Annotated in this window: 25 protein-coding genes and 1 tRNA gene; 13 read left to right on the top strand and 13 right to left on the bottom strand. The window is 66.2% G+C overall.

Annotated features, from left to right (window positions below; all coding sequences use genetic code 11):
* Window positions 1–37: 37 nt before the first annotated feature.
* Together AB3347_RS11680 and AB3347_RS11675 are read left to right on the top strand one after the other, a co-directional pair.
* Window positions 38–1,285, top strand: a complete 1,248-nt coding sequence (locus AB3347_RS11680; protein ID WP_369091973.1) for a urate hydroxylase PuuD — start codon at window positions 38–40, stop codon at window positions 1,283–1,285.
* A complete protein-coding gene (locus AB3347_RS11675) occupies window positions 1,285–2,520 on the top strand; it encodes a M20/M25/M40 family metallo-hydrolase (protein ID WP_369091972.1) in 1,236 nt (411 codons plus the stop codon). Before AB3347_RS11680 ends, AB3347_RS11675 begins: the two co-directional genes overlap by 1 nt.
* Here the strand turns inward: AB3347_RS11675 and AB3347_RS11670 are convergent.
* The 4 genes from AB3347_RS11670 to ispB form a co-directional block, all read right to left on the bottom strand.
* On the bottom strand, window positions 2,497–4,737 hold the full coding sequence (locus AB3347_RS11670; RefSeq protein WP_369091971.1) for a hypothetical protein: 2,241 nt from the start codon (window positions 4,735–4,737) through the stop codon (window positions 2,497–2,499). The genes AB3347_RS11675 and AB3347_RS11670 overlap by 24 nt on opposite strands.
* 59 nt (window positions 4,738–4,796) lie before the next feature.
* The gene (locus AB3347_RS11665; RefSeq protein ID WP_369091970.1) at window positions 4,797–7,163 is read right to left on the bottom strand and encodes a prolyl oligopeptidase family serine peptidase; all 2,367 of its coding nucleotides are present in this window, start codon (window positions 7,161–7,163) and stop codon (window positions 4,797–4,799) included.
* Window positions 7,164–7,871: 708 nt separating this feature from the next.
* A tRNA-Pro gene (locus tag AB3347_RS11660) sits at window positions 7,872–7,948 on the bottom strand.
* 52 nt (window positions 7,949–8,000) lie between these two features.
* A complete protein-coding gene (gene ispB, locus AB3347_RS11655; RefSeq protein WP_369091969.1) occupies window positions 8,001–8,987 on the bottom strand; it encodes an octaprenyl diphosphate synthase in 987 nt (328 codons plus the stop codon).
* Between the two features lie 294 nt (window positions 8,988–9,281).
* Between ispB and rplU the strand changes: the two genes are divergently transcribed.
* The 6 genes from rplU (at window position 9,282) to AB3347_RS11625 (ending at window position 13,187) form a co-directional block, all read left to right on the top strand.
* Window positions 9,282–9,593 (top strand): 50S ribosomal protein L21, encoded by a 312-nt coding sequence (gene rplU, locus AB3347_RS11650; RefSeq protein WP_027865917.1) that lies wholly within the window; start codon window positions 9,282–9,284, stop codon window positions 9,591–9,593.
* A 43-nt stretch (window positions 9,594–9,636) separates the two neighbouring features.
* Entirely contained in the window at window positions 9,637–9,909 is a 273-nt protein-coding gene (gene rpmA, locus AB3347_RS11645; RefSeq protein ID WP_027865916.1) for a 50S ribosomal protein L27, read from the top strand.
* Between the two features lie 109 nt (window positions 9,910–10,018).
* Window positions 10,019–11,131 (top strand): Obg family GTPase CgtA, encoded by a 1,113-nt coding sequence (gene cgtA / locus AB3347_RS11640; RefSeq protein WP_369091968.1) that lies wholly within the window; start codon window positions 10,019–10,021, stop codon window positions 11,129–11,131.
* Between the two features lie 9 nt (window positions 11,132–11,140).
* Window positions 11,141–11,551: a DUF4345 family protein gene (locus AB3347_RS11635; RefSeq protein ID WP_369091967.1), complete on the top strand. Its 411-nt coding sequence runs from the start codon at window positions 11,141–11,143 to the stop codon at window positions 11,549–11,551.
* Window positions 11,548–12,675: a glutamate 5-kinase gene (proB, locus tag AB3347_RS11630; protein WP_369091966.1), complete on the top strand. Its 1,128-nt coding sequence runs from the start codon at window positions 11,548–11,550 to the stop codon at window positions 12,673–12,675. The genes AB3347_RS11635 and proB overlap by 4 nt, the downstream gene beginning before the upstream one ends.
* 149 nt (window positions 12,676–12,824) lie before the next feature.
* Entirely contained in the window at window positions 12,825–13,187 is a 363-nt protein-coding gene (locus AB3347_RS11625; protein WP_369091965.1) for a nuclear transport factor 2 family protein, read from the top strand.
* A 15-nt stretch (window positions 13,188–13,202) separates the two neighbouring features.
* Here AB3347_RS11625 and nth read toward each other — a convergent pair whose 3' ends face one another.
* The gene (gene nth, locus AB3347_RS11620; protein ID WP_369091964.1) at window positions 13,203–13,886 is read right to left on the bottom strand and encodes an endonuclease III; all 684 of its coding nucleotides are present in this window, start codon (window positions 13,884–13,886) and stop codon (window positions 13,203–13,205) included.
* A gap of 5 nt (window positions 13,887–13,891) precedes the next feature.
* Window positions 13,892–14,587: an electron transport complex subunit RsxB gene (gene rsxB, locus AB3347_RS11615; protein ID WP_369091963.1), complete on the bottom strand. Its 696-nt coding sequence runs from the start codon at window positions 14,585–14,587 to the stop codon at window positions 13,892–13,894.
* Between the two features lie 164 nt (window positions 14,588–14,751).
* On the opposite strand from rsxB, the gene AB3347_RS11610 reads away from it, so the two are divergent.
* A complete protein-coding gene (locus tag AB3347_RS11610; protein ID WP_369091962.1) occupies window positions 14,752–15,084 on the top strand; it encodes an RcnB family protein in 333 nt (110 codons plus the stop codon).
* A gap of 60 nt (window positions 15,085–15,144) precedes the next feature.
* On the opposite strand, the gene AB3347_RS11605 is transcribed toward AB3347_RS11610, so the two are convergent.
* From AB3347_RS11605 to AB3347_RS11585, 5 genes are all read right to left on the bottom strand, one after another.
* Complete coding sequence (locus AB3347_RS11605; protein WP_369091961.1) at window positions 15,145–16,380, bottom strand: polyhydroxyalkanoate depolymerase; 1,236 nt, start codon at window positions 16,378–16,380, stop codon at window positions 15,145–15,147.
* Between the two features lie 292 nt (window positions 16,381–16,672).
* Window positions 16,673–17,770 (bottom strand): NAD(P)/FAD-dependent oxidoreductase, encoded by a 1,098-nt coding sequence (locus AB3347_RS11600; protein WP_369091960.1) that lies wholly within the window; start codon window positions 17,768–17,770, stop codon window positions 16,673–16,675.
* A gap of 108 nt (window positions 17,771–17,878) precedes the next feature.
* Window positions 17,879–18,202 (bottom strand): ferredoxin FdxA, encoded by a 324-nt coding sequence (gene fdxA / locus AB3347_RS11595; RefSeq protein WP_369091959.1) that lies wholly within the window; start codon window positions 18,200–18,202, stop codon window positions 17,879–17,881.
* 195 nt (window positions 18,203–18,397) lie between these two features.
* Window positions 18,398–18,673, bottom strand: coding sequence for a protealysin inhibitor emfourin (locus AB3347_RS11590; protein ID WP_369091958.1), 276 nt, complete (start codon window positions 18,671–18,673; stop codon window positions 18,398–18,400).
* Window positions 18,670–20,202, bottom strand: a complete 1,533-nt coding sequence (locus AB3347_RS11585) for a hypothetical protein (RefSeq protein WP_369091957.1) — start codon at window positions 20,200–20,202, stop codon at window positions 18,670–18,672. The genes AB3347_RS11590 and AB3347_RS11585 overlap by 4 nt, the downstream gene beginning before the upstream one ends.
* A gap of 193 nt (window positions 20,203–20,395) precedes the next feature.
* Between AB3347_RS11585 and AB3347_RS11580 the strand changes: the two genes are divergently transcribed.
* On the top strand, window positions 20,396–20,677 hold the full coding sequence (locus AB3347_RS11580) for a polyhydroxyalkanoic acid system family protein (protein ID WP_369091956.1): 282 nt from the start codon (window positions 20,396–20,398) through the stop codon (window positions 20,675–20,677).
* A 51-nt stretch (window positions 20,678–20,728) separates the two neighbouring features.
* Here the strand turns inward: AB3347_RS11580 and AB3347_RS11575 are convergent, their stop codons facing one another.
* Together AB3347_RS11575 and AB3347_RS11570 are read right to left on the bottom strand one after the other, a co-directional pair.
* Window positions 20,729–20,983, bottom strand: a complete 255-nt coding sequence (locus tag AB3347_RS11575; protein WP_227800198.1) for an acyl-CoA-binding protein — start codon at window positions 20,981–20,983, stop codon at window positions 20,729–20,731.
* A 258-nt stretch (window positions 20,984–21,241) separates the two neighbouring features.
* Window positions 21,242–21,598 (bottom strand): FKBP-type peptidyl-prolyl cis-trans isomerase, encoded by a 357-nt coding sequence (locus AB3347_RS11570; protein ID WP_369091955.1) that lies wholly within the window; start codon window positions 21,596–21,598, stop codon window positions 21,242–21,244.
* Window positions 21,599–21,771: 173 nt separating this feature from the next.
* On the opposite strand from AB3347_RS11570, the gene AB3347_RS11565 reads away from it, so the two are divergent.
* The 3 genes from AB3347_RS11565 (at window position 21,772) to AB3347_RS11555 (ending at window position 26,939) form a co-directional block, all read left to right on the top strand.
* Window positions 21,772–22,581: an EI24 domain-containing protein gene (locus tag AB3347_RS11565; protein WP_369091954.1), complete on the top strand. Its 810-nt coding sequence runs from the start codon at window positions 21,772–21,774 to the stop codon at window positions 22,579–22,581.
* Window positions 22,582–22,594: 13 nt separating this feature from the next.
* The gene (locus AB3347_RS11560) at window positions 22,595–23,395 is read left to right on the top strand and encodes a competence/damage-inducible protein A (protein WP_369091953.1); all 801 of its coding nucleotides are present in this window, start codon (window positions 22,595–22,597) and stop codon (window positions 23,393–23,395) included.
* Window positions 23,396–23,654: 259 nt separating this feature from the next.
* A complete protein-coding gene (locus tag AB3347_RS11555; RefSeq protein ID WP_369091952.1) occupies window positions 23,655–26,939 on the top strand; it encodes a transglycosylase domain-containing protein in 3,285 nt (1,094 codons plus the stop codon).
* Window positions 26,940–26,952: the final 13 nt, after the last annotated feature.

Raw genomic sequence — 26,952 nt, 5'->3', positions numbered from 1 at the left:
CAGCAGGTTTTTCGGGCGCCGCCAACAAGGACGCCCCATGGATGGATTCGGATATCTCGGCCCGTATGCCCTGGAATGGTTCAACATGCTGGTGCGCTGGCTGCACATCATCACGGGCATCGCCTGGATCGGTGCGTCCTTCTACTTCGTGTGGCTCGACAACACGATCCGCCCGCCCGCGCCGGGCTCGGAACTGGCGAAGAAGGGCGTGTCCGGCGAGCTATGGGCGGTGCACGGCGGCGGCTTCTACAACCCGCAGAAATACCTGGTGGCGCCCGCCGAGCTGCCCAGCGAACTCCACTGGTTCAAGTGGGAAGCCTATTCCACCTGGCTGTCGGGCTTCGCCCTGCTGATCATCGTCTACTACCTGAACGCGCAGGCCATGATGGTCGACCGCAGCGTCGCCGATTTGACGAGCGGGCAGGCGGTCGGCATCGGCCTGGCCAGCCTGGTGGTCGGCTGGATCGTCTACGACCTGCTGTGCCGCTCGCCCCTGGGCAAGCACGACCTGGCCTTCGGCGTCACCATCTTCGCCTTCCTGGTCGCCAGCGCCTGGGTGCTCACCCACCTGCTCAGCGGCCGCGCGGCCTACCTGCACGTGGGCGCGATGATCGGCACCATGATGGTGGCCAACGTGGCGATGCTGATCATTCCCGGCCAGCGCAAGATGGTGAACGCCATGCTGGCGGGTGAAAAGCCCGACCCGGTCCACGGCATCAAGGCCAAGCAGCGCAGCGTCCACAACAACTACTTCACGCTGCCGGTGCTGTTCATCATGATCAGCAACCACTACGCGATGACCTACCGCCACGCATACTCCTGGGCGGTGCTGGGCGTGATCATGGCGGCGGGCGTGCTGATCCGCCACTTCTTCAACCTGCGCCACAAGGGCCGCGTCGAGTGGAAGTACCCGGCGGCCGGCGTGGCGCTGCTGGCCGTGCTGGCTGTCGTCATCGCCCCCAAGCCGCCGCTGCAGGCTCCGGCATCCGCCGCGGGTGCCGCCAGCGCCGATGACGCGGCGCGCTTCGCCCAGGTGCGCACCATCATCGACCAGCGCTGCGCGTCCTGCCATGCGCAGCAGCCGACCCAGCCGGGCTTCGCCACCGCGCCGGCCGGCGTGATGCTGAACACGCCCGAATTGGTGCACCAGAACGCGCAGCGCATCTACCAGCAGACCGTGCAGCTGAAAGCCATGCCGCTGGCGAACCTCACCCACATGACCGATGCCGAACGGGCGCAGGTCGGCGCCTGGTTCGAAGCCGGCGCAAAAACCGGACAACACTAATGGACGAGCAAACACGACAGCAGCTGCTGCAATGGATCGACGCCCACTTCGACGAAGAAGTCGCCTTTCTCCAGGAGGTGATCCGCATCCCGACCGATACGCCGCCGGGGAACAACGCGCCGCACGCCGAGGCGGTGGCCGGCATGCTGGCGCAGTACGGCTGGAGCGCCGAACGGCACGCGGTACCGCAACAGGCGGTGCGCGACTATGGCATGGAGAGCATCACCAACCTGATCGTGCGCCGCCCCTATGGCGCGGGCGGCCCCACGCTGGCCCTGAACGCGCACGGCGACGTGGTGCCGCCGGGCGAAGGCTGGACCAGGCCGCCCTACGGCGCCGAGATCCATGACGGCGCCATCTACGGCCGCGCGGCGGCGGTGTCGAAGAGCGACTTCGCCACCTACGTGTTCGCGGTGCGCGCGCTGGAAGCGCTGGGCGTGCCGCTCAAGGGCGCGCTCGAGTTGCACTTCACCTACGACGAGGAGTTCGGCGGCCTGCTCGGCCCCGGCTGGCTGCTGGAGCAGCAGCTCACGCGGCCCGACTACGTGATCGCGGCCGGCTTCAGCTACAACATCGTCACCGCCCACAACGCCTGCCTGCAGCTGGAGATCACGGTGCACGGCAAGGCCGGCCACGGTGCGATGCCGGAAACGGCGGTGGACGCGCTGCAGGCCGCCACCCGCATCCTGAATGCGATCTACGGCCAGCTGCCCGAGCTGAAAAAGATCAAGTCGCAGGTTCCCGGCATCGATTCGCCCACCATGCTGGTCGGCCGCATCGACGGCGGCACCAATACCAACGTGGTGCCGGGCAAGGTGGTCATGAAGATGGACCGCCGCATGATTCCGGAAGAAGACCCGGTGGTGGTGGAAGCGCAGGTACGCGCCCTCATCGAGGACGCCGTGGCCGGCATGCCGGGCATCCGGCTCGAGATCCGGCGCCTGCTGCTGTCGCACGCCTTGCGTCCGCTGCCCGGCTCCGAGAAGCTGGTGGCCAGCCTGCAGCGCCATGGCCGCGCGATCCTGGGCGAGGAAGTCACGGCCCAGGGCACGCCGCTGTACGCCGACGCGCGCCTGTACGGCGAGCGCGGCATCCCGGCCGTGCTGTACGGCGCCGGGCCGCGCACGGTGCCGGAATCGAACGCCAAGAAGGCCGACGAGCATCTGCAGCTGGACGACCTGCGCAAGGCCACCAAGGTGGTGGCGCTGACCTTATTCGACTTTCTCGGCGCCTGAAGCCTGGCGCGGCACGATGGCGAACTGCGGCCCCTTGCCGTAGTCCGGCTTGACGCTGCGCGCCATGAATTGCCGCCATGCCTTCCGGCCCGGTTCACCCAGCGCATCGGCCGCATAGGCCAGCGCCGGCTGCATGTTCGACGGAAAACCCGACTCGCTGTCCGAGTAGCCGGTCATTTCGCCTGGACGCAGTTTGAGCGCGCTCGCCATCTCCGGACCTCCGCAGGGAAGGGCGCGTATTTCCGGCGGCATGCTGGCGCGATAGGCTTCGCCGATCGTGCCGTAGAAGGGCGCCGTTGCGCTGTCGCGCACCAGCATGGCGTACATCGCGCCCTGGATCCAGCAACTGCCCTGGCCGGTCATGCGCAGCACCGGGAAGCGCGCCTTCCAGCGTAGCAGTTCCTGGGCCTTGGCGTAACCCAGTTCCGCGAGATGGCCGACGGCCGAGGTAAAGAAGTCGTCCTGCCAGGGCGCCAGCCCGCGTCCGTCCGCATAGGCCAGCGCATTGCCGTTGACGATGGCGCCCAGCTTGTTCGCGCTGGGATTGCGGGTGTAGGCGGCGTTGTACCAGTCCAGGTTATTGTCCAGGATCTGGGCGAAATGGCGCTTCAAGGGATGCGCGTCAGGGGTGATCCAGGCCGCTTCGCCGAGCGTGCGCAGCGCCCAGCCCTGGCCCCGCACCTGCTCCGGGCGGAGTAGGCCCTTGCGGTTGTCGCGGTAGGCCGGATTCGAGGAGAACACGTCGTACGTGGCCCAGAACTGCAGTTCCTCCAGATGGTAATGGTCGCCCGTCAGCAGATAGGGCAGGTAGGAGAATTCTGGCTGGTGCGAGATGTCGTGCTGGTTCGGCGTCCTGCAGGCGTCCGGGCGTGCGCATGCGGGAAACAGTTCGCTCTTGCCGGTCGCGGGGTTGCGCGCGTCGCCTGGCGTTCCCAGCAGCGTCATGTACGGGTAGTCGAGTACGCTAACGGGAAGGCCGGTGCGGCGGTCGCGATAGTGCATCGACCAGCTTCCCGCCAGGTCGCCCGTCCCTAGGGTGAGATCGCGTGCGCGTGGGTCCATGCTAATCAAGTACATGGCCGTCCATGCTGGTAGCAGGCCGATGTCCGGGCGCCCGCCCGTGGTCGCCATGGCCGGCAGCGCCATTCCGTGGCCCATCGGTTCCGTTTTGGGGCCGTTCCAGTCCGCGTACCAGCGCGACAGCGTCGCCCCGTCGATCGCGAGCGACGGGGCGTAGTTCGGCAACGCCATCGACGCTATCAGTTGCCCGGTGTCGTGCCGGACGTGCACCGAAGGCGCATCGCCCCACCAGAACAGCTTGCGCCAGCGCGCGTGGTGATAATGCGTCAGCCCCTGCTTGCGATAGACCGTGTCGCCGCCGATCGTGACCGACGCGTCGTAGGTGAAGTTCTGGGGCGCGGGTTCGAAGGCCCAGTTGTTCTCGACGGTGACGTCGACACGCGCCTTGTCCAGCGCCGGGTACCAGCGCAGCGCGAACCTGGCGGCCAGGTGGGGATGGGAGCGGCCGTCGGCATCGAGCAGCGGGCCGGATGCCTGCCACTCGCGCACGACGGGGCCGTCGAGCCACAGTTGCGGCCTGCTCTTCTCGAGCAGCGCACGCAGGCTGGCGGCGTAGCTGCGCCCGTCCAGCTCGAGCCGGACGCCGGCGTCCCCGATCTTGCGCAGCAGCGCCGCCAGGCTGCGCTCCGCGGCAGCGGGGGCGGCAACGGGGGCGGCGGCGGCGAACAGCCCGAGTACCGCTGGCCTGCCGGGAGCGAGGCGCGCAAGTGCCAGCGACAGGACGGCGTGCCTGACCGAACCGTCCGGATGGCGCGCCTTGACGTCGGCCTGCAGGGGAATCGTGCTGCCGTCGGCAAGGCGCGCCTGCAGGTCCTCGGCGCGCTTCAGGACACCCGTGCCGAACACCTGGCCGAAGGTGACGGGAAGATTTTCCTGTTCCGCCTTGCCGGTCGCTTCGAAGGCGAGCGTCGCCAGCGCGCCGGGGAGCCTGGCATGGCGTGCTGCCTGCACCGCGCCGGGCTGCGGCGCTGCCGCCGCTGTGGCGGCGCCGTAGCGCAGTTCGACCACCCGGGCGGCATCCAGGCCGCCGCCAGCCGGCAGCCCCTGGGCCTGGCCCGCTTCGGGCAAGGATTGGCCGCGCGCGTCGATGACGGCCAGGACGATCAGGAAGAGCGCAAGGAAACGGAGCTGTCGCATGAGATGAAGGGTAGGCCGATAGAGAAAAGGCGCCCGAAGGCGCCTCTCATCTTACCGGCTTACTGCTTGAGCGTGCGCTCGAACAGCTGGTAGATGCGGCGGTACTGGTCGTACCAGGCTTCCGGCTGGACGTAGGCGTGGCGCTCCAGCGGGTAGCTGGCCAGTTCCCAGTTGTCCTTCTTCAGTTCGATCAGGCGCTGGGCCATGCGTACCGAGTCCTGGTAGAACACGTTATCGTCGATCATGCCGTGCGCGATCAGCAGGTGGCCCTGCAGCTTGTCGGCGTACTCGATCGGCGACGAGATCTTGTAGGCCTGCGGGTCGATGTCCGGCGTGTTCAGGATGTTGGCGGTGTAGCCGTGGTTGTAGGTCACCCAGTCGGTCACCGGACGCAGCGCGGCGCCCGACTTGAAGGTCTCGGGAGCGCGCATCAGGGCCATGAAGGTCATGAAGCCGCCGTAGCTGCCGCCGTACACGCCGACGTTCTTCGCGTCGCCCTGGTGGTGCGCCACCATGTAGTTGACGCCGTCGATGTAGTCCACCAGTTCCGGGTGGCCCATCTGGCGGTAGATCGCGGTGCGCCACTTGCTGCCGTAGCCCTTCGAGGCGCGGTAGTCCATGTCGAGCACCACGTAGCCCTTCTGGACCAGCAGGTTGTGGAACATCTGCTCGCGGAAGTAGTTCGGATAGCGCTTGCTGACGTTCTGCAGGTAACCGGCGCCGTGCACGAACATCACCACCGGATACTTCTTGCCCGGCTCGAGCTGGGCCGGACGGTACAGCTTGGCCCAGACCGGATCGCCGCCGGCGCTCGACGGCACCGCCACGTACTGCGGCTCGACCCACTGGCGCGCCTTGAAGGCCTCGCTGCGGGTGTCGGTCAGCTTGACCGCCGCGCCGCCGTTCACCGGCACCGTGGCCAGCTGCACCGGGGTGTAGCTGGCCGACCAGTGCACCAGCAGCTTCTTCTCGTCCGGCGACAGGCGGAAGCGCTCGACGCCGTCCAGGCTGGTCACTTCGCGGACCGCGCCGTCCTTCGCGTTGACCGCGCAGACTTCGTAGTCGCCCGGGGTGGCGCGGTTGCACATCACGTAGGCCACGCTGCCGTCATGCGACCAGCTGACGTCCGAGGCTTCCCACTTGCCCGAGGTGAGGGCGCGCGCGCTGCCGCCATTGGAGTCCATCGTGTACAGGTGCGAGTAGCCGCTTTCCTCGGACAGGTACCACAGGGTGCGGTTGTCCGGCAGCCAGCCGAATTCGTTGTTGTCGTAGTTGACCCAGGCGCCGTCGGTCAGGCGGTGCAGCGGCTTGAGCCTGGCCGCCTGCAGGTCGACGCCGGCGATCCAGCGGTCCTTGTTGTCCACCGAGCGCAGCATGACGGCGACGTTGGCGCCGTTGGCCGACCATTCGATGGCATCGGCGCCGTCGCCGATGCGCACCGCGCGGTTGCCCTTCAGCGGCTCCTTCTTGGCGGCGGCGCGCAGCTCGGCCAGCGGATCGACCGTGATCCCGGGCAGCACGTCGAAGGACAGGTCCTGCACCGTGTTGGTGCGCAGGTCGACCAGCTTCAGTGCATGCGGCGCCGGCATGTTGCGGCCGACCCGGGTGCGCTGGTCGTCGAATTCCTCGTAGCCGGATTCGGTCACGTAGCGCGGCATCTTGCCGACGCGGCCCTTTTCTCCGCCTTTCGGCGCGGTGACGACCAGCAGCCAGCGGCCGTTGGGCGACAATGCGCTGCCTTCGATCTCGACCTTGTCGCCCAGGTAGATCGGGGCAGGGGGCAGGGTCGGGTCGACGCGGCGCAGCTCGTTCATGCGCTCGCGCAGCGCATCGCGCTCGTCCTTCTGGCGCTTCAGGGTGGCGATCAGGCGCAGCTGCTGCTCGCGCAGCGGGTCCGCTTCGCTCACGGCCGGGTCCTTGGCGGCGCGCGGCAGCGCGACCGGGCCGACCACCCTGGTGGCGCGGTCCCAGCTGTACCAGTCGGTGCCGATGCGGTAGTGGACGCTGCGCTCGTCGCTGGAATACTGCATCGCATCGAGCTTGCTGGCGCCGCGCGTGATCTGCACCAGCGCGCCGCTCTTCAGGTCGCGCTCGAACAGGTCGCCGTTACGCAGCATCAGGGCGCGGGTCTGGGCCGGGTTGTAGACGACGTCGGCGCCGTCGATTCTGGCGCCGTCGGCATCGCTCACCAGCTTCGGCTTGCCGCCCTGCGCCACCTGCCAGGTGTCGCGCACCGGCGAGCCGTCGCGCTTCTGCTTGTAGAACACCTGCTTGCTGTCCCAGCTCCACCAGGCGGTTTCCGCCGGGGTGCCGATCCAGTCCGGGTGGGCCATGGCCTGGTCGAGGGTGATGGGCGTGGACGCCGCCGCCGGCAGCGCGAAGAGTGCCAGGTGCGCTGCAAAGATCGTGAGTGCTGGTGTACGCATCGTGTCGTGAGTGCTGAGTGAAAGGGATTGGCTTTCTTGCCAGAAAATGCGACTTGCATTCTAGCTCAGCATTCCACACTGCGGGCGGGGGATCGGGAAGATGCGCCGGCCGATAAAGACAGCGCCGGCGTACGTACGTACGACCGGCGCGTGCATGTGCATACGGCTGCTGCGCCGCAGCGTGTCAGGCCGCCTTGCGCAGGCCCTTGGCCGGGCGCAGGAACAGCGCCAGGCGCACCACCAGCGCCACGATGGCGCAGGCGCTCAGGACGGTGTCGAGCATGGTCATGATCAGCCCCGCACTGCCGGTGCCCAGCCGCCATGGGCGGCATAGAGTTCGATCGAGAAGCTGCGCACGGCAGCGGCGGCGTTGGCGAGGAAGCGACGGGTGAGGCGCATGGTGGAATCTCCTACATTGATTATGTTGCGATGTTGCAGTGCAGTATAAGGAGGTCCAAGCCATAAATAAACTTTAGATTGGTGATCCCAGCGATGCGTTGCATGAATAATTGTTGAATTCACCCGACCGCTGATATTTACGGCGCGAATGTCTCTTTGTTGCCACTGTGAATATTGCGAGGGATTGTGCGCGGGGGTGTTGCAAGTACGGTGCACCTGTGTTGCGCGCGAGCGCGGCCCGACCTGCAGCCGGCCAAAAATGAAAAAAGCCAGATCAGCTTGCGCTGGATCTGGCTTTCTCGAATTCTGTGGTCGGGGTGAGAGGATTCGAACCTCCGGCCTCTACGTCCCGAACGTAGCGCTCTACCGGGCTAAGCTACACCCCGACTGTTTGAGACTTCGTTTCCGAAATCTCGGGAAGGCATTACTATAGTCGGCTCAATGGTTCCTGTCAACAGCGAAACTGCAGAGCTGCAGCAGGCTTGCCTTGTAGACGCTCTCCGGCAGGCCGGCGATGGCTTCGGCAGCGCGCCGGGCGGCCTGTTCGGCCTGGCGGCGGGTGTAATCCAGGGCGCCGCTCGAGGTCACCGCGGCCAGTACCGCTTCGAACTGTTCTTCGTCACCATGCTCGATGCAGCTGCGCACCAGCTGGCGCTGTTCCGGCGTGCCGTTTTCCATCAGCCAGATCAGCGGCAGGGTAGGCTTGCCTTCGCGCAGGTCGTCGCCCAGGTTCTTGCCGATCTCGGTGGCGTCGCCGGCGTAGTCCAGCACGTCGTCGATCAGCTGGAACGCCGTGCCCAGCGAGCGGCCGTATTCGCCGGCCGCGGCGATCGCGTCGTCGTCGGCGCCGCCGACCAGGGCGCCCAGCTCGGCCGCCGCCTCGAACAGCTTGGCGGTCTTGGAGCGGATCACATTCAGGTAGTTTTCATGGGTGACGTCCGGGTCGTGCATGTTCAGCAGCTGCAGCACTTCGCCTTCGGCGATCACGGTGGTGGCGCGCGACAGGATGCTCATCACGCGCATGTTGTCGAGGCTGGTCATCATCTCGAACGAGCGCGAGTACAGGTAGTCGCCCACCAGCACCGAGGCGGCGTTGCCGAACAGGGCATTCGCGGTCTGGCGGCCGCGACGCATCGAGGATTCGTCGACCACGTCGTCGTGCAGCAGGGTCGCGGTGTGGATGAATTCGACCACCGCCGCCAGCTCGTGGTGGGCGCTGCCCTTGTAGCCGTAGGCGTTGGCCAGCAGCAGCACCAGCACCGGGCGGATGCGCTTGCCGCCTGCGCTGATGATGTACTCGGCGATCTGGTTGACCAGGCTAACTTCCGAGTGCAGTCGCTGTCGGATCACCGTATTGACGGCCTCCATGTCGGTGGCGATCGATTGGGCGATGGTGTTCTGTGCGTGTTGGGTAGCGGCTGACAAGGCGAACCTGCAATAAACGGTGAGTATTGGCGTAGTGATGTTAATTTTGGCGAGATTATACGTCATGCAAGGGAAGCTCGTCCCACTGATGACTCCCGACGGCGGAAACTGGTCCGACCGCATGACGGCGCCGGCCTTGGCAATGCGCCAACTCTGCAACACGGCCGGCAGGAATCGTCAAGGCCTTTTGACGCGCTGCAGCGACTTATGTATAATCCCCTGTTCCCCGGCATCCGAACAGTCCAGCGTCTCGACGCCGGCGGGATTCTTTTAACATTTGATGAGGTTTCAATCATGTACGCGGTCATAAAAACCGGTGGCAAGCAATACAAAGTTGTCGCTGGCGAAAAACTCAAAGTAGAACAGATACCTGCTGACATTGGTTCCGAACTCACCATCGATCAAGTTCTCGCGCTCGGCGCGGGCGACAGCATCAAGTTTGGTGCTCCGCTGGTCGAAGGTGCCTCGGTCCTGGTGAAAGTTGTTTCCCACGGTCGCCACGACAAGGTCCGCATTTTCAAGATGCGCCGTCGTAAGCACTACCAGAAGCGTCAGGGCCATCGCCAGAACTTCACCGAAATCCAGGTGGTGTCGATCAACGGCTAATCGCCGTTCGATTCACCAAGTTCATTCATCAAGGAGCAAATAAATGGCACACAAAAAAGGCGGCGGTACTACCCGCAACGGCCGTGACTCAGAAAGCAAACGCCTCGGCGTGAAAGTCTACGGCGGCCAGGCGATCAACGCCGGCGGCATCATCATCCGTCAACGCGGCACCCCGGTGCGCGCTGGCACCAACGTCGGCACCGGCAAGGATCACACCCTGTTCGCGCTGGTCGACGGTACCGTCAAGTTCGTCAAGCAAGGCGTCGGCTCGAAGCAGTTCGTGACCGTCGTTGCTAACGAAGCAGTCGCTGCTTAAATAGCACACCTGCGCCGCATCCATGGCGGCGCTTCTTTGCAAGGCGCAAGCCTTCCATCGAAAGGCTCTGCCCACGGTAGGGCCTTTTTAGTTTTTATCGGTCATCATCATGAAGTTTATCGACGAAGCAAGAATTGAAGTCATCGCCGGCGACGGCGGCAACGGGTGCGCCTCGTTCCGCCGCGAGAAGTTCCGCCCATTCGGCGGCCCGGACGGCGGCGACGGCGGCAAGGGCGGCTCGATCTACGTGGTGGCCGACCGCAACATCAACACCCTGGTGGACTTCCGCTATTCGAAGACCCACCACGCCCGCAACGGCGAACCGGGCCGCGGCTCTGACTGCTACGGCAAGGGCGCCGAAGACGTCTACCTGCGCATGCCGGTGGGCACCCTGATCGTGGACGACGTCAACGGCGAGATCATCGCCGACCTGATGGAACACGGCCAGACCGAACTGCTGGCCAAGGGCGGCGAGGGCGGCTGGGGCAACATCCACTTCAAGACCTCGACCAACCGCGCACCGCGCCAAAAGACCGAGGGCAAGGAAGGCGAGCGCCGCACCCTGCGCCTGGAGCTGAAAGTGCTGGCCGACGTCGGCCTGCTGGGCATGCCGAACGCCGGCAAGTCGACCTTCATCACCGCCGTCTCGAACGCCAAGCCGAAGATCGCCGACTACCCGTTCACCACCCTGCATCCGAACCTGGGCGTGGTGCGCGTGTCGCACGAGAAGAGCTTCGTGATCGCCGACATCCCGGGCCTGATCGAAGGCGCCGCCGAAGGCGCGGGCCTCGGCCACCAGTTCCTGCGCCACCTGGCGCGCACCGGCCTGCTGCTGCACATCGTCGACCTGTCGGGCTTCGATGAGAAAGCCGATCCGGTCAAGGAAGCCAAGGCCCTGGTCAAGGAGCTGGAAAAGTACGACGAAGAGCTGCTGAACAAGCCGCGCTGGCTGGTGCTGAACAAGCTCGACGTGGTCGATGAAGCCGAGCGCAAGAAGCGCGTCAAGGACTTCGTCAAGCGCATGGCCTGGAAGGGTCCGGTGTTCGAGATCTCGGCACTGAACCGCGAAGGCTGCCAGGACCTGGTCAATGCGATCTACCTGCACCTGGAAGAGAAGCGCACCAGCGAACACCGCGCCGAAGAGACCTCGATGACCGAGGAAGCGCGCGGCATCAACTCGATCGACCCGGACGATCCGCGCTTCAAGATCCTCGAGGACTAAGGCGCGAACTTGGCTGCAGCGTCGCTGAACCGCAGCTGGCTGCGCAGCCAGCTGCTGCAACTTCTCGCCACCGCCAGTTCGCTGGCGGCGCTGGCGGCCATGCTCGATCCCGACCGCATTGCGTCGGCGATGGGCATCTTTCTCGTCGGCGTGAACGGCTACAGCCAGTTCTACGCCGTCTACGTGGGCATGCGCCTCGCTACCGCGATGCTTGCGCTGCTGGCAGCGAGACAGGGCGACCGGCCCCTCCTCGTCGACCTCACCGCATTGTTCCTCCTGGCCCAGCCGGCCGGGCGCCTGGTCGCGGCTTTCGCGATCGGATTGCCGAAGGGGGTATTATTAGCAGTCTGCGCGGTCGAGTTGTTGGCAGGACTTTCCCTGCTGGCCTTACGGCCGCGAGGAAAATTCCTGTCGCCATGACTCAAGTTCACTCCGCTCTCCAGCAAGCCTCCCGCATCATCGTCAAGGTCGGTTCCTCGCTCGTCACCAACGAGGGCAGGGGCCTGGACCAGTCCGCCATTGCCCGCTGGGCGTCCCAGATCGCCGCGCTGCGCGGCCTCGGCAAGGAAGTCGTGCTGGTCTCGTCCGGCGCGATCGCCGAAGGCATGCTGCGCCTCGGCTTCGCCGCCCGCCCCACCGACATCCACGAACTGCAGGCCTGCGCCGCCGTGGGCCAGATGGGCCTGGCGCAGATCTACGAGACCAGCTTCCGCAGCCATGGCATCGGCACCGCCCAGGTCCTGCTCACCCACGCCGACCTGGCCGACCGCGAACGCTACCTGAACGCGCGCTCCACGCTCACCACCCTGCTGCGCCTCGGCGTGGTTCCGATCATCAACGAGAACGACACCGTGGTCACCGACGAGATCAAGTTCGGCGACAACGACACCCTGGGCGCGCTGGTGGCCAACCTGATCGAGGCCGACGTGCTGGTGATCCTTACCGACCAGAGCGGCCTGTTCTCGGCCGACCCGCGCAAGGACCCGGACGCGCGCCTGATCGCGCACGCCCAGGCGGGCGACCCGGCGCTGGAAGCGATGGCCGGCGGCGCCGGCTCCAGCCTGGGCCGCGGCGGCATGCTGACCAAGGTGCTGGCGGCGCGCCGCGCGGCGCGCTCGGGCGCCCATACCATCATTGCCTGGGGCCGCGAAGAGAACGTGCTCACCCGGCTGGCGGGCGGCGAGGCCATCGGCACCCAGCTGAGCGCGCCGACCGGGCGCCTGACTGCGCGTCGCCAATGGATGATCGACCACCTGCACACCACCGGCGAAGTGGTGATCGATGCCGGCGCCGTGCAGAAGCTCACCAACGAAGGCAAGTCGCTGCTGCCGATCGGCGTGGTCGCCGTGCGCGGCGAGTTCGGGCGCGGGCAGGTGATCACCTGCATCGACGAAGCCGGCAAGCCGCTGGCGCGCGGGCTGACCAACTACACCAGCAGCGAAGTGCGCCGCATCATGCGCCATTCGTCGGCCGAGATCGAACGCATCCTCGGTTACGTCGAGGGCCCGGAGCTGGTTCACCGCGATAATCTGGTCTTGTTGTAGGGTGTTCGGCTCGCCGAACGCGCGTTCAAGTACATCATGGGCCGCCACCGTGCATCCGCGAGTCGGACGCGCGGTCGGCAAAGCCGACCACCCTACGTTAAGATGGGCACGCGCCAATGTGGCGCGTTTTTTATCCATCAACGGAGCCCATGAACCCGACTTCCCCCCTCGCTGTCGTCCAGGCGCAGCTCGATGCCTACAATGCCAAGGACCTCGATGCGCTGATGAACACCTATGCGCCGGATGCCCGGCAGTTCGCCCTGCACGGCGCGCTGCTGGCGCAAGGCCACGCGCAGATCCGCCCGCGCTACCAGGAGCGCTTCGCCGAGCCCGACCTGCACGCGCGCCTGTTGAGCCGCCAGGTGGCCGGCAACGTCGTCACCGACCTCGAGATCGTGACCCGCAACTTCCCGGAAGGACGCGGTACGGTGGAGATGCTGTGCGTGTATGAAGTGGTCGGCGGGCGCATCGTGTGCGCCTCGTTCGCAACCGGAGAAAAACGCCTCGCCTGAGACGTGCTAGCCGAGTTAGGCCGCCTGGCTGGCCAGGTCGGCCGCCGGATCCATCACCCCGGCGGGCGCAGGGGTCTTGTCCTTGAACTCGCACAGGTCATTGATCAGGCAGTTCCAGCATTTGGGCTTGCGCGCCACGCAGGTGTAGCGGCCGTGCAGGATCAGCCAGTGATGCGCATCGTGCAGGAAGTCCTTGGGCACGAACTTGAGCAGCTTCTGCTCGACGATGTCGACGTTCTTGCCCGGCGCGATCTTCGTGCGGTTGGCGACCCGGAAGATGTGGGTGTCGACCGCCATGGTCGGCTCGCCGAAGGCCGTATTCAACACCACGTTGGCGGTCTTGCGGCCCACGCCGGGCAGGGCTTCCAGCGCTTCGCGCTCGCGCGGCACCTCGCCGCCGTACTGGTCCACCAGGATCTGGCAGGTGGCGATCACGTTCTTGGCCTTGTTGTTGTACAGGCCGATGGTCGAGATATACGACTTGAGTTCGTCCAGCCCCAGGTCGAGGATGGCCTGTGGGGTATTCGCCACCGGGTACAGGCGGCGCGTGGCCTTGTTCACGCCGACGTCGGTCGACTGGGCCGACAGCAGCACCGCGATCAGGAGCTCGAAGGGCGTGGTGAATTCGAGCTCGGTGGTCGGCTTCGGGTTGGCGGCGCGAAAGCGCGTGAAGATTTCTAGGCGTTTGGCGGGGTTCATGCTGCTCAGGTTTTATCGGGCGGCGGGCTGTCGGACGCGTTCGCCGCGGCCTTCTGGCGCGCGCGCTCCATGGCGGCCGCGATGATGGCGCGCTTGCGTTCCTTTTCCGCCAGTTCTTCCGGCGTGTTGGTCACTTCGGCCGTCACCGCACGCATCTTTTCCAGCGCCTTGGCGGCCAGCCGGGCATCGTTTTCTTCCTTCTCGCGGCGCAGGCGCTCGCTGCGGAAGTCGTGGCGCGCGCGCGCCGCCTCCGCGGCTTCCTGCGACCAGGCGTCCCAGCCGGTGCGTTCGCCCGTCACCGGCAGCATCGAGATGCAGTCGACCGGGCAGGGCGCCACGCACAGGTCGCAGCCGGTGCACAGGCTCGGCAGGATGGTGTGCATCTGCTTGGCCGCCCCCAGGATGGCGTCCACCGGGCAGGCCTGGATGCACAGCGTGCAGCCGATGCACAGCGACTCGTCGATGAAGGCAACCGGGCGCGGGCGCTCGACGCCGTTGGCCGGGTTGATCGGGATGACCGGGCGGCCGGTGACGGCGGACAGGCGGCGGACGCCCTCGATGCCGCCGGGCGGGCACTGGTTGATCTCGGCTTCGCCGCGCGCGATCGCTTCCGCATACGGACGGCATGCGGGATAGCCGCACTTGGTGCATTGCGTCTGCGGCAGCACGTCTTCGATCTGGTCGGCGAGGGTCTTGGTCACGATGCGGAGGAGGGCAATGAAAGCCGCCGGTAAAAGCCGACATTATCCGCCAAAACTGCAGGCGATGCGACTTTGGCAGCACGAGGGGCACTGCGTGCTGGAGCGAACAGACCACCGTGTCCGTGCGTGCTGTACTGGAGCCTCGACGCTGAAGAGGAGCTCTCATGAACAAACTCATCGTTCCGCTGCTGGTCGCCGCGGCGCTGGCCGGTGGCGCCGCGGCCCAGGTGCACCAGCGCGGCGAACAGGAAGCCCGCGCCCAGCAGGCCCGCGCCGTCAAGACCGGTCCCTACCGCAGCGTGGAAACCAGCGGCCAGCTCAAGCGCGGCGGGCAGCTGCCGCCACGCTATCGGACGCATCATTATGTGGTGGAGAACTGGAAGACGCATCGCCTGACCGAACCGCCGCCGGGGCACCAGTGGGTGCAGGCCGGCAGCGATTATGCCCTCGTGGCGATTGCGACGGGCGTGGTGCAGGAGGTGCTGGTAGGGCGGTAAACGCCGGGCGCCCAAAAGAAATGCCGGAGCAAGCTCCGGCATTTTTCACGTCAGGCAGGCTTACGCATGCTTGCGGATGAACTCCCCGATCTTCGGGCAGATGATCTCGCGCCAGCGGCGGCCCGAGAAGATGCCGTAGTGGCCGCACTTGGGCGCCACGAACTCCTGGTGCATGTCCTTCGGGATGCCGGTGCACAGGTCGTGCGCGGCGCGGGTCTGGCCCAGGCCGGAGATGTCGTCCAGCTCGCCCTCGACGGTGAACAGGGCCACCGTCTTGATGTCCTGCGGACGCACCAGCTGGCCGCCGACTTCCCAGGTGCCCTTCGGCAGGCGGTGTTCCTGGAACACCGTCTTGATGGTCTCGAGGTAGTACTCGGCCGGCATGTCGAGCACGGCGTTGTATTCGTCGTAAAACTGGCGGTGCGCCTCGGCCGAGTCGTCGTCGCCGCGCACCAGGTGCTGGTAGAACTCGCGGTGGCTCTGGGCATGGCGGCCCGGGTTCATCGCGATGAAGCCGGCGTGCTGCAGGAAGCCCGGATAGACCTTGCGTCCGAAGCCCGGGTAGTTGCCCGGCACCGAGTAGATCACGGTGTTCTCGAACCACGAGAAGGGTTTCTCGACCGCCAGGTCGTTGACCGCGGTCGGCGACTTGCGCGGGTCGATCGGGCCGCCCATCATCGTCATGGTCTTCGGCAGCTTCGGATCATTGTTGGTCGCCATCAGCGAGATCGCGGCCAGCACCGGCACGGTCGGCTGGCACACCGAGATCACGTGCACGTCCGGGCCGAGGTGGCGGATGAAATCCTGGACGTAGTAGATGTAGTCGTCGAGGTGGAAGGGGCCGGCGGACAGCGGCACCATGCGCGCATCGATCCAGTCGGTGATGTAGACGTCGTGTTCGACCAGCAGGGCGCGCACGGTGTCGCGCAGCAGGGTGGCGTGGTGACCCGACAGGGGCGCGACGACCAGCACCTTCGGCTGTTCCAGCGCGGCGAATTCCTTGTCGCTCAGGTCTTTCTTGAAATGGATGAGCTTGCAAAAAGGCTTTTCGACCGTCGTGCGTTCGATGATGCCGACGTCGGCACCCTGGATGGCGACGGTCTTGATGCCGAATGCCGGCTTTTCGTAATCCTTCCCGAGGCGGTACATCAGCTCGTAGCCGGCGGCGATACGCTGCGAGAACGGGGTGTGCGCGAATGGCGAGACAGGGTTCGAGAACAGTTTCGAGGACGCATCTGCCCATTGCATCAGCGGGGTCAGGAAGGAGCGTTGCATCTCGTGCAGTTGGTAAAGCATAAATAATTCCTTCGGATGGACTAGGCGTCGCAATCGTTTGCGCGTGCTCTCAGTCAATTATAGGGGATAGTGATTTACTTGTGGAAACAGTCCTTTTCACATCCCTTGTGCATAGTCCAGTTGTAGCATATTTGCGTCCCGCCGCTCGGTGAAGCGGCCCACATAAGCAGGTAGGCCCTGTCCGACAGCGCTTTCCGTGGCTTCGCACTAACTGAACGCAGATGGGGGCGGCAATGAAAAATGCCGCCGGGCTTGCGCCGGGCGGCATCTTTGTAGGAGAGTTTCCTGCTTATCAGTCGAAGACCGGGGTTTCGACGCCGAGAATCTTGTGCAGCTTCGGCGAGGTGGTCGTGTACTGCATGTGGATCTTCTTGTCCGGGAAGATGTAAGGCGCGGCGCCGAAGGCGGCCAGCGCGGCCTCGTGGAAGCCCGACAGGATCAGCTTCTTCTTGCCCGGGTAGGTGTTGATGTCGCCCACGGCGAAGATGCCCGGCACGTTGGTCTCGAACTTCTCGGTGTCCACGACCTTGAGCTGCTTGCGCTCGATGTCCAGGCCCCATTCGGCGATCGGGCCCAGCTTCGGCGACAGGCCGAAGAACACCAGCAGCATGTCCAGCGGCACGCGGCGGGTGACGCCGTCGGCGCCGGTGACCTTCACTTCGCTCAGCTTGCCGTCGGTTTCGTCGAAGCCGACCACCTGGCCGGTGATCAGCTGCATTTCGTATTCGTCGCACAGGGCCTTCATCTTGGCCACCGACGCCGGCGCGGCGCGGAAGTCCTCGCGGCGGTGCAGCAGCACGACCGACTCGGCCTTGCCGACGAAGTTCAGGGCCCAGTCCAGGGCGGAGTCGCCGCCGCCGCAGATGACCAGGTTCTTGCCTTCGAACAGTGCAGGATCCTTGACGCGGTAGAACAGCTGGCTGTTCTCGAACTTCTCGATGCCGTCGACCTTCATGGTGCGCGCCTGGAACGAACCGACGCCGGCAGCGATGAAGATGGTCTTGGTGATGAAGCGGGTGCCGGTCGAGGTCTCGACGTTGAAGCGGCTGTCTTCGCGACGCTGGACGGTGGTGACTTCCTGGCCCAGGTGGAAGGTCGGCTCGAACGGCTCGATCTGCTTGAGCAGGTTGTCGGTCAGTTCCTGGCCGGTGCACACCGGCACCGCCGGGATGTCGTAGATCGGCTTGTCCGGGTACAGTTCCACGCACTGGCCGCCGACGGCCGGCAGCGAATCGATGACGTGGGCCTTGATTTCGAGGAGGCCGAGTTCGAAGACCTGGAACAGGCCGACCGGACCGGCGCCGATGATCACGGCATCGGCTTCGATCGCGCCGGCGAACGAGCTGTTGGGAGCGATGCTGCCCGCTTCGTGGGAGGCACTGATAGTCATGCGCTTAAATCCTGTGTTTTTTGGGTATGGATGGGACGATGGCCGCTAGTGTGCCACGATTGACGAACCTGCGCTGGCCGGGACCCTGGCGGGCCCGGCCGGGAAAAATCAGCGGGCCAGCTGGTCCAGCTTGCTCTTGACGTCTTTCCACTCATCCGCGTCGGGCAGGGCCGGCTTGGTCTTGGTGATCGACGGCCAGGCGCGCGACAGGTCGGCGTTAATCTTGATGAACTGCTGCTGGTCGGACGGCACGTCTTCTTCCGCATAGATCGCGTTCACCGGGCACTCGGCCACGCAGACGGCGCAGTCGATGCACTCGTCAGGATCGATGGCGAGGAAATTCGGGCCTTCCCGGAAACAATCTACCGGGCATACATCGACGCAGTCGGTATAGCGACAACGGATGCACGATTCGGTGACAACGTGGGTCATAACAGTCCTATTAGTTGGTGTAGTGTGTCGCGGCACCGGGCGCTGTGTGGGCCGGCGGGACTTGCAAAGCACTGTATTTTAGGGCAATTCGGGTTTTCCTACAAATTAGGCTTATACACAATATATATAAGCAAATGAGGACCGTGGCGGGAGCTGCGCGCGTGCCGCCACGGTCCGATCCGGCTCAGTTGCCGCTCATGCGCTGGTGCGCAGCCGATCCAGCAGGGCCTGCCAGTCGCCGCCGCTGCCGTCCTCGCGCAGGAACACGGTGTGGCAGCGCTGGCCGTCCTCGACCGTGATCTCCCAGCGCGGCAGGTCGGCCCCGACCGGGCAACTGGGCGAGGCCGAGAAGAAGTCGACCCGGTGCAGCAGGTCTTCCAGCTCGCCGCCAACCGGGTGGGCGGCGGTGTCGAGGTCGTAGGCTTCGGCCAGCCCGGCGAAGCCGCCGCAGGCGCGCGCGCTGATCTTCATGTCGGCTCCGCCACGCCGGCCACCGGCACGATGTTCGTCCCCAGCGCAGCCGTGGGCAGCACGCATTCGCCGAGCCGGCCGTTGGATGCGCACCAGCGCGCCAGCGCCTGCGCTTCGCCGTCGAGCACCCGGTCCACCCGGTGGTACTCGGGCAGGTTCATGGTGCCGCAGCAGGCGCGCCGGTCCTGGCGCGCGCCGGGCTTGTCGCAGACCTTCGGTGCGAGCGGCCCGCATGCCAGTTGGGCCGTGGCGGCCTCGCCCGGGTTCTCGACCACGTGGCGGCGCGCGAACTGGTTGCGGATGAAGCCGGCGTAGATGGGCGGCTTGCCGTCGTCCTGCACGATGCGCAGCATCTCGTTGACCACGTCCACGTAGCTGGCGGCGCTGTCGGGGGCGGCGATCAGGGCGCGCAGCAGCAGGCCGCGCAGGTAGGCCGCCACCCGGTGCAGCACGGCGGCGCAGTCGTCCACCGTGGGATTGCGCTCGTAGGCGAACATGTCGGCCAGCACGTCGTACATGGCGCCGGTGAACACCTGCGAGATCGCATGCACCTGGGTGCCGGCCTGGCTGAGGGTCAGGTCGTTGTCGGCATTGCGCAGGCCGGTGCTGCCGCCGAGCGCCGTCCCGAACTGCTCGGCGATGTCGGATATGAAGGTCTTGTCGTGCAGGTGGGCCTTGGTCTGGGCCACCACCGCCTCGCACTGGTCGAGCTGGGACAGGGCCAGGAAAATCGCGGTGAGGTCGCCGAAGGCTTCGTGCAGGCCGCCGGTCTGGGGCGGGGCGTCGGCCAGCAGCCACTGCGGCTTGAGGCCGTCGAGCACGGCGTGCGCGGTCTCGTGGGCCACGATGTCGAAGGAGCGGCAGGTATAGATGCGCGCGGCTTCCTCCGGCTGCGCGCCGCCGTTGGCGCCGGGCGGGATGAAGTCGCCGAACTTCAGGCAGCCCTGGTTGCGGCTGTAGAAGGCGTTCATGGTGTTCGGCAGGCCGTAGGGATACACCGTCAGCGGACGCGTGTCCATGCTGGTGTTCCACTGCCAGGGCAGGGGCATCTCGAGGCCGGCCGCCAGCATCGAGCGCTGGTACATGGTCAGGGTCTGGCGCACCACGGCGAAGGTATGCACGGCGTCGAACTGCGGGGTGTCGGGCTGGGTGACGAAGTCGCCGAAGGCGTTCGGTTCGACCGGATCGATGCCGGGCGCACCCGGCGCGATGCGGGCGTCGCGCGGACCGGCCAGCACCGGGCCGGGCAGGTAGGCGCGGCGGGTGCCGATCTCGCCCACCGACGGGTCCTGCTTCCACATCAGCACGCGCGCGCCGAAGGCGTAGGGCAGCGGCGGCGCTTCGGCCTGCGCCTCTTCGTCGGACGGCGCCGAGTCTGCGGGCGCCTCATTCGGCTCGAGCGGGCGCTCGAGCAGCCTGGCGAGGCGGTGTTCCTGCTGGTAGGGGGCGCTGGGCGTGGGGATGAAGCGGACCGGCGGCTGGTCACGAGGCGTGTCCAGTTCGTCCGGCAAGAGGGCACCTGGTTCCATGACGGCTCCTTGCGAAATGTCGGGCGGCAGCTCCATGGTCGCGCGCCCGGCGGCGCGAGCATTGACTACGGTCAATTGACTTAGATCGGGGCCCGAATCGCCCGCGCGTCTGGCTTACTGCGCCGCCAACTGGCATCATGGCGGACTTTCTCGCAACAGTTCAGTTACTTATCAGAAAGAAGGATTGCCCAGCATGTCGGAAATTAGCATCGTCCAGGAACACAATCTGCCCCCTGAACAGGCGCGCGCGGCCGCCCAGCAGGTGGCGCACAAGATCGCGGCCGAGTACGGCCTGGCGTGCAAGTGGGATGGCGACGTGCTGCGCTTCGAGCGCAGCGGTGTGGAAGGGGCCCTGAGCCTGGAAGGCCAGCGCGCCGCGTTGCGCATCCGCCTGGGCATGTTCATGGGCATGTTCGCCCCGGCCATCGAGGCCAAGGTGACGGAAAAGATGCGCAAGGTGTTCGTGCCGGCCTAAGGTCCAGGCCGGCAGTGGCGCCCATGCGGGCGGCCACGGTTGGTCAGGGCATCAGCCCTTCAGTTCCTCGATCAGGTCGATGTACTGCTGCATCGCGTCTTCCTGCGAGGTGCCCTTCAGGGCGGCCCAGGCGTCGAACTTGGCGCGGTTGACGAAGTCGGTCATGCCCGGACGCTCGCCGGTGGCGTCGCCGCTCGAACCCTGCTTGTAGAGCGCGTAAATCTTCAGCAAGGTCATGTTGTCCGGGCGTTCCGGCAGATTCTTCGATTCGGCCTGGGCCTGGGCAAACTGTTCCTGCAAGCTCATGGATACTCCTGTATTGGTTGCGTTGGCAATGTGGTAATGCAGGAGGCGATCTTAGCGCAGGCGGGGCCTGTTCACCGCCAAACGGGGCGAACTTTAGAGGGGATGCTCGGGGGAGGGTGGGCGGGGGAAAATAGTCCAGTGGACTGTTTTCCGCCCAGGCGGTGATCGCTACGGCATGCACCGCGCAAATGATCCGGCTGCTTGAACGCGTGGGCGGGCAAGCCGCCCACCCTACAGCACGGCAGCTTGCCGCGAGGCTTAAACGGCCAGCAGTTCGACGTCGAAGATCAGGGTCGCGTTCGGCGGGATCACGCCGCCGGCGCCGCGCGCGCCGTAGCCGAGGCTGGCCGGGATGGTCAGGCGGCGCTGGCCACCGACCTTCATGCCCTGCACGCCTTCGTCCCAGCCGCGGATCACATGGCCGGCGCCCAGTGCGAACTGGAACGGGTCGTTGCGGTCCTTGCTCGAATCGAACTTGGCGCCCTCGCTGCCGTCGTCGTTGCGCAGCCAGCCGGTGTAGTGGACGGTGACGTGCTGGCCGGCTTTCGCCTCGGCGCCGCTGCCGACGACGGTGTCTTCGTATTGCAGGCCGGAATCAGTGGTAATGGTGGACATGGTTTTCCCTGTTGTTCAAGTTGAACGGCGATTGTAGTGCATGCGCCCGGGGCACGCCAAACGGCCCCGGCGCGGAACTGCCGCGCCCATATGCGTACAATGGGAACATTGGAATCCAGACAAGGAGCCGCGATGCCCCACCGTTCCCGCCCGCGCCCGTGCAAGGCCGCCCGATGAAGGGCGTCGGCATTGCTTACCGGCGTGCGCTGCGCGCCCAGTTCTCGCGCCGCATGCTGCTGCTGTCCGGCGCGCCGCTGGTGCTGTCCTTGCTGCTGTGGGGCGCGCTGCTGTGGACCGGCCTGCAGCCGCTGCTCGACTGGCTGCAGGCCACGTTTGCCGACTACGGCCTGTTCCAGGCCAGCGGCAGCATGCTGGCTACGCTCGGCCTGGGCATGCTCAAGGTGATGGTGGTGCCGCTGCTGGCGATCGCCGTGCTGCTGCCCCTGATGATCGGCTCGGCGCTGCTGTTCATGGGCGTGATCGCGATGCCGGCGATCGAGCGCCATGTCGGCAACAGCCAGTATCCGAAGCTGGAGCGGAAAGAGGGCGGTTCCTTCCTCGGCAGCGTCGCCATCAACGTCGGCAGTACCGCCGTGTTCGCGCTGCTGTGGCTGTTCACGCTGCCGCTGTACGCGGTGCCGCCGCTGGCCTGGCTGGTGCAGGCCTGCCTGTGGGCCTGGGTGACCTCGCGGGTGATGAGCTACGACGCGCTGGCCGCGCACGCCAGTCCGGAAGAACGGCGCGAACTGGTGCGCCGCCACCGCGGCGCGCTGCTGGCGATCGGTTTCGCCTCGGGCCTGGCCGGGGCCTTGCCCGGCATCGCCTGGATGGGCGGGGCCCTGATCTCGATCGTGCTGTTCCCGTTCCTGGCCATGCTGTCGCTGTGGCTGTACATCATGATCTTCCTGTTTGCCGGGCTGTGGTTCCAGTATTTCTGCCTGGGCGCGCTGGAAGAGTTGCGCGGCGGCGTTCCACCAACTTGAAAAGAGGATATCGATGGGATTCGGTCTGATCGTCGTGGGCGACGAAATCCTGTCCGGCAGGCGCCAGGACAAGCATTTTGCGAAAGTGGTCGAGCTGCTCGCGGCGCGCGGCCTGCAGCTGGCCTGGGCCGAATTCGTCGGCGACGACCCGCAGCGCCTGACGGCGACCCTGCGCCGCAGCTTCGCCGGGGACGACGTGGTGTTCTCCTGCGGCGGCATCGGCGCCACCCCGGACGACCACACGCGCCAGTGCGCCGCCGCAGCGCTTGGGCTGCCCCTGGCGCTGCATCCGGAAGGACGCCTGCTCATCGAGGAGCGTATCCGCGCGACCGCGCGCGAGGCCGGCATCGAGGCCGACCTGCAGGCGCCCGAGAACCTGCAGCGCCTGAAGATGGCCGAGTTCCCGCAGGGCGCCACCCTGATCCCCAACCCCTACAACCGCATCGCCGGCTTCAGCGTGCAGCGGGCAGGGGTGGCGCCGCACCACTTCGTGCCGGGCTTCCCGGTGATGGCCTGGCCGATGCTCGCATGGGTGCTCGACACCCACTATGCGCATTTATTCCATGCCACGGTCCACCTGGAACGTTCGCTGATCGTTTACGAACAGGCGGAGGCGCTGCTGACACCGCTGATGGAGGCGCTGGAGCGCGATTATCCGGGCTTGCGGGTGTTCAGCCTGCCGAGCGTGGGCGACGCGCGCACCCGCCGCCACATCGAACTCGGCGTGAAGGGCGCGCCTGCGCAAGTCGAGCCAGGCTTCCTTGCCATGCAGGCAGAACTGCAGCGTTGCGGGGCCGAATTCCAGCTTTTGTAGGACTACATGCCGTCCAGTTAACTCTGCCGTTGTTTTTTTGCGAAAATACTTCGCGCGAATCAAAATTGTTAAACCGTGTCTCGCGCGAGGGGTATTGATGTGGTGGAATGATACCTGTGGAGGTGCAATCCTGAGTGAGTTTGCGCCGCACATTTTTGCGGACTGACGAGGACCCAATCACTCGAACACACCAGAGGCAAGGATGGCGGGCAGGTTGGCGGGGATTGAGCACGAATTGATTCAAACCGGTTGAGCCATCATGGAAAGTATTCGCCGCACCAAGCGGCCCAGTAATGTCATCCGCGCAGTGGGTCTGTGGCTCGGGCAGCTCGCCCAGTCAGCTGCCGGCCGCGCACCCGTGCTCGCATCCGCGGGCGGCAACGACGTCCCCCTGTACGAAGCCTATCCGCACCTGGCGGCCGGCGGCGGCGGTGCGCCCTCGGGCGCGCCGGTGCCGCCGGACGTGCCCGGAGGCGGCTCCGAGGGCACGCCCGAAGGCACGCCCGAGAGCGCGCCGCGCAAGCGCCGCTACAAACCCTGGCTCTACCTCATCTTCCTGATTTTGCTGGCGCTGCTGGCCGGCTGGGGCGCGCTCGAGATGCGCACTTCGCGCCTGCAGGCGAAGATCTTCGCCGAGATGGCCGAGGACCTCACCTACCGCATGGAGAAGGGCCCCAGCCAGGCGATCCGCTTCCCGGCCGCCAGCCCCTACGACACCCGCCTGGGCTACGCCGGCCTGCCGGCCTACCTCCAGAAGCTGCAGTCGCGCGGTTACGTCATCGACGCCCAGGCGCGCATGTCGCCCAAGATGCTCGAGATGGCCGACCGCGGCCTGTACGCCACCTACCACGAGAAGACCAAGGTCGGCCTCGAGATCCTCGACTGCCGCGCGCAGCCGCTGTTCGCCTCGCGCTTCCCGGAGCGCTTCTATCACAAGTTCGAGGACGCGCCGCCGCTGCTGGTGCAAAGCCTGCTGTTCATCGAGAACCGCGAGCTGCTCGACCCGGCCTACCCGCACCGCAACCCGGCGGTCGAATGGGACCGCTTCTCGAAAGCGGTGTTCGACAAGACCCTGAGCAGCGTCGGCCTGGGCGGCGGCGGGCGCGTGGCCGGCGGCTCGACGCTCGCGACCCAGATCGAGAAGTACCGCCACTCGCCCGAAGGGCGCACCGGCTCGCTGCAGGACAAGATGATCCAGATGGCCTCGGCCACGCTGCGCGCCTACCAGGACGGCGAAGACACCACCAATGCGCGGCGCCAGATCGTGCTCGACTACCTGAACACGGTGCCGCTGTCGGCCAAGCCGGGCTACGGCGAAGTCAACGGCATCGGCGACGGCATGTGGGTCTGGTACGGGCGCGACTTCGCCAAGCTGAGCGAGCAGCTGCGCGGCCCGATGAACAGCGCCGACGCCGTCACCGCCTACAAGGAAGCGCTGTCGCTGATGATCGCGCAGCGCCGCCCGGCCTACTACCTGGGCGCCGGCGAGCACGACCTCGAAACGCTCACCAACAGCCACCTGCGCGTGCTGGCGCAGGCCGGCGTGATCTCGCCGCAGCTGCGCGACGCCGCGCTCAAGGTCGCGCTGCACCCGGCCCAGGGCTCGGGCGTGGCCGCGCCGGGCGCCGACGCCTTCGTGTCGCGCAAGGCCGCCAACGCGGTGCGCAACCACCTCGGCTACCTGGTGGGCGACTCGCGCCTGTACAACCTCGACCGCCTCGACCTGTCGGTGGTCTCGACCCTCGACGCCCAGGTCCAGCAGGCCGTCACCGACACGCTGCGCCAGCTGTCCGACGCCGAGCATGCGAAAGAAGCCGGGCTGACCGGCAAGGGCCTGCTCGGCAACGGCGACCCGTCCCAGGTGGTGTACAGCTTCACCCTGTATGAGCGCGGCGAGCACGTCAACTACCTGCGGGTCCAGACCGACAACTACGACCAGCCGCTCGACATCAACGAAGGCGCCAAGCTCGACCTGGGCTCGACCGCCAAGCTGCGCACCCTGGTGACCTACCTCGACATCGTCGACCAGCTGCACAAGCGCTTCGAACAGATGGACGAGATCGGCCTGATGGGCGTGGAAGTCGATCCGAAAGACCGCATGTCGCAGTGGGCGCTGGAGTACTTCCGCACCCTGCCGAAGGGCGCCGACCGCGGCCTCAAGCCGATGCTCGCCGCCGCGATGGAACGCAAGTACTCGGCCAACCCGGGCGAAGCCTTCTTCACCGGCGGCGGCGTGCACACCTTCGGCAACTTCAGCAAGCTGGACAACAGCAAGATCATGACGGTGACGCAGGCGCTGCGCAATTCGACCAACCTGGTGTTCGTGCGCATGATGCGCGACGTGGTGCGCTACTACATGTTCCAGCTGCCGGGCTCCTCGGCCCAGCTGCTGGCCGACGCCGACGACCCGCGCCGCGCGATGTACCTGGCCCGCTTCGCCGACAACGAGGGCAAGGTCTTCATGGCCAAGTTCTGGAACAAGTACAAGGGCAAGACCCCGGCCGAGGTCGAGGAGCTGCTGTTCTCGGGCGTGCGTCCGCTCGCGTCCAAGCTGGCGGCCGCGCACCGCACCGTGTTCCCGGACGCGACCATGGAACAGTTCGGCGCCTTCATCGACAAGAACCTGCCGGCCTCGCACGACATGGATGCGGACCGCATCCCCAAGATGTACGAGATGTACGACCCGCGCAACATGTCGCTGGCCGACCGCGGCTACGTGGCCTCGGTGCACCCGCTCGAACTGTGGCTGGCGGGCTACCTGCGCACCCACCCGAACGCCGGCTGGACCGAAGTCACCGATGCCAGCGTGAAGGAGCGCCAGGAAGTGTATTCGTGGCTGTTCAAGACCCACCGCAAGCACGCCCAGGACAAGCGCATCGCCGGCCTGCTCGAGGTGGAAGCCTTCCTGAAGATCCATGCGCAGTGGAAGAAGATGGGCTATCCGTTCGACTCGCTGGTGCCGTCCTATGCCACCACGCTGGGCGCCTCGGCCGACCGTCCGGCCGCGCTGGCCGAGCTGATGGGCATCATCGTCAACGGCGGCGTGCGCAAGCCCGTCGAGCGCATCGACTCGCTGCACTTTGCCAAGGACACCCCGTACGAGACCCTGGTCAAGCGCAGCAAGGGCGGCGGCAAGGAACAGGTGCTGGCGCCCGAGGTGGCGCGCGCGGTGGCCGACGCGATCCAGGGCGTGGTCACCGACGGCACCGCCAAGCGCGTCAAGACCGCCTTCACGCAGCGTGATGGCAGCGTGATCGCCGTGGGCGGCAAGACCGGCACCGGCGACCAGCGCTTCGAGGTGTATGCGCGCGGCGGGCGCGTGATCGAGTCGCGCTTCGTGAACCGCTCGGCGACGTTTGTGTTCAACATCGGCGAGCGCTACTTCGGCAGCATGACCGCCTACGTGCACGGCCCGCAGTCCGGCAACTACGACTTCACCAGCGCGCTGCCGGTGCAGCTGCTGGCCAACCTGGCCCCGAGCCTGATGCCGATGATCGAACCGCCGCCGGACAGCATCGCCGCCCAGCGCCAGTGCGTCCGTTGAACGGACGTGCCGG

Origin of the sequence: Massilia sp. X63 (assembly GCF_041023745.1) — a bacterium.
Classification (GTDB): Bacteria; Pseudomonadota; Gammaproteobacteria; order Burkholderiales; family Burkholderiaceae_D; genus Telluria.
Note: the sequence above shows the minus strand (reverse complement) of the source record. Positions and strands in the feature narration are given on the sequence as shown.